General features: G+C 70.8%; 2 protein-coding genes. Both read right to left on the minus strand.

Annotated features, from left to right (window positions below):
- On the minus strand, window positions 1-801 hold an 801-nt coding region (locus ELR45_RS35005; RefSeq protein ID WP_165367682.1), incomplete at its 3' end, for a serine hydrolase domain-containing protein.
- Between the two features lie 67 nt (window positions 802-868).
- On the minus strand, window positions 869-1,672 hold an 804-nt coding region (locus ELR45_RS11430), incomplete at its 5' end, for an ABC transporter ATP-binding protein (RefSeq protein WP_205856418.1).

Here is a 1,672-nt window from a genome sequence, read left to right on the forward strand (position 1 = left end):
GGCCACGTCACCGTCGAGCCTGCCGAGCCACCACCGCATCCAGGTCAGCAAGTCGCCCGCAGTGGAGATCAACCCACCCGACGGGTTCGCGCCACGGGGCAGCAGCCAGGCATCCTGCACCGGCGCCGGTGGATCGCCGTCGCGCCCCTTGGCGTGCCCTGACGCAGCCGGTGCGGACACGACCCGTTCGGCGAAGAACGTGGTCGCGCCCATGCCGAGCGGAACCAGGATCCGCCGCTCGATCACCGACTCGTAGCACTCCCCCTCCACCACCTCGACGACCCGGCCGGCCAGATCCCAGGCGGTGTTGGCGTAGGAGAACGTCGTTCCCAGCGGGATGACCTGCGGAAGGGAGGCGAACCCCGCGACCTGCGCGGCCAGCGCACCGTCCCCGCGTTCCGATCCCAGTTCCGTCTCGTCACCGAGCCAGCCCACCCGGTGCGTCAGCAGGTGGCGGATGGTGACCCGCCGGCTGACCTCTGAGTCGGCCACCCGGAACTCGGGAAGGTACGTGCGCACCGGCACGTCCAGCTCGAGCTTGCCCTCCTCGACCAGCGCCATCACCGCGGTGGCCGTGAACGGCTTGGTCATGGAGGCGATCGGTATGCGGGTGTCGGGGAAGAACGGCATCGGCGGGCTGGTGCGGGCCAGCCCGTACGCTCCGGTCCACTCCTGGGAGCCGTGCGTGACGGCAACCGAACATCCGGGGACGTTGTGCGCGGACAGCGCGGAATGCACGATCTCATCGATGTCGATCGGCAGGGTGGACGGCGGGTTGTGCCTCGACGGTTCAGGGTGCACCGGTCTTCCTTCCTCTCCGCGCGTGGTCATCGGCTACCGGTCAGGGCACGATCTGCGCAGCGGGTGCTCACGGGATGCTTGGGATGGCGCCGACGCTGACCGGGCAGGCAGCGCGGTGTTCGGTGGGGCCGTGGACCGTCAGCAGCGGCGGGTCGTCGTGCGCGCATGAGTCGACGACGTCTGGGCAGCGCGTGCGGAACCGGCAGCCGCTCGGGATGGAGACCGCATCCGGCACCTCCCCGGGTACAGACGGCGGCGTCGCGCCGGAGCTGCCCGTCGCCGTCGTGCTGGGGCTGTCCGTCGCCGTCCCGCTGGAGCTGTCCGTCACCGTCGCCCTGCGGCTCCCCGACATCCGGGGCACGGCTGCGATCAGCGCCCGCGTGTACGGATGCACCGGCCGCCGCACGACGTCGGCGGCCGGTCCTTCTTCGACGATCCGCCCCAGATACATCACCGCGATCCGGTCCGCGTGGTGTGCCGCCGTGGACAGGTCGTGTGTGATCATCACGATGCCCAGACCGGACTGGCGCAGCCGATCGAACAGCGACAGCACACCTGCCCGGACCGAGACGTCGAGCATGGACACCGGCTCGTCGGCGATGAGCAGGTCCGGTTCCAGCGCCAGCGCGGCCGCGATCGCCACCCGCTGGCGCTGGCCGCCGGAGAGCTCATGCGGATACCGGTCGAGCAGATCCTCGGCCGACGACAATCCGGCTCGCTCCAGCGCCGTCACCACCCGGGCCCGGCGCTCGTCCCGGTCGCCACCCACCCCGTGGATCACCAGCGGCTCCGCGACGGTTCGCCCGATCCTGAAACGGGGGTCGAGCGACTCGTACGGGTCTTGATACACCACCTGCATCCGGCGACGGAC

It is taken from the genome of Phytoactinopolyspora endophytica (assembly GCF_004138495.1).
Classification (GTDB): Bacteria; Actinomycetota; Actinomycetes; order Jiangellales; family Jiangellaceae; genus Phytoactinopolyspora; species Phytoactinopolyspora endophytica.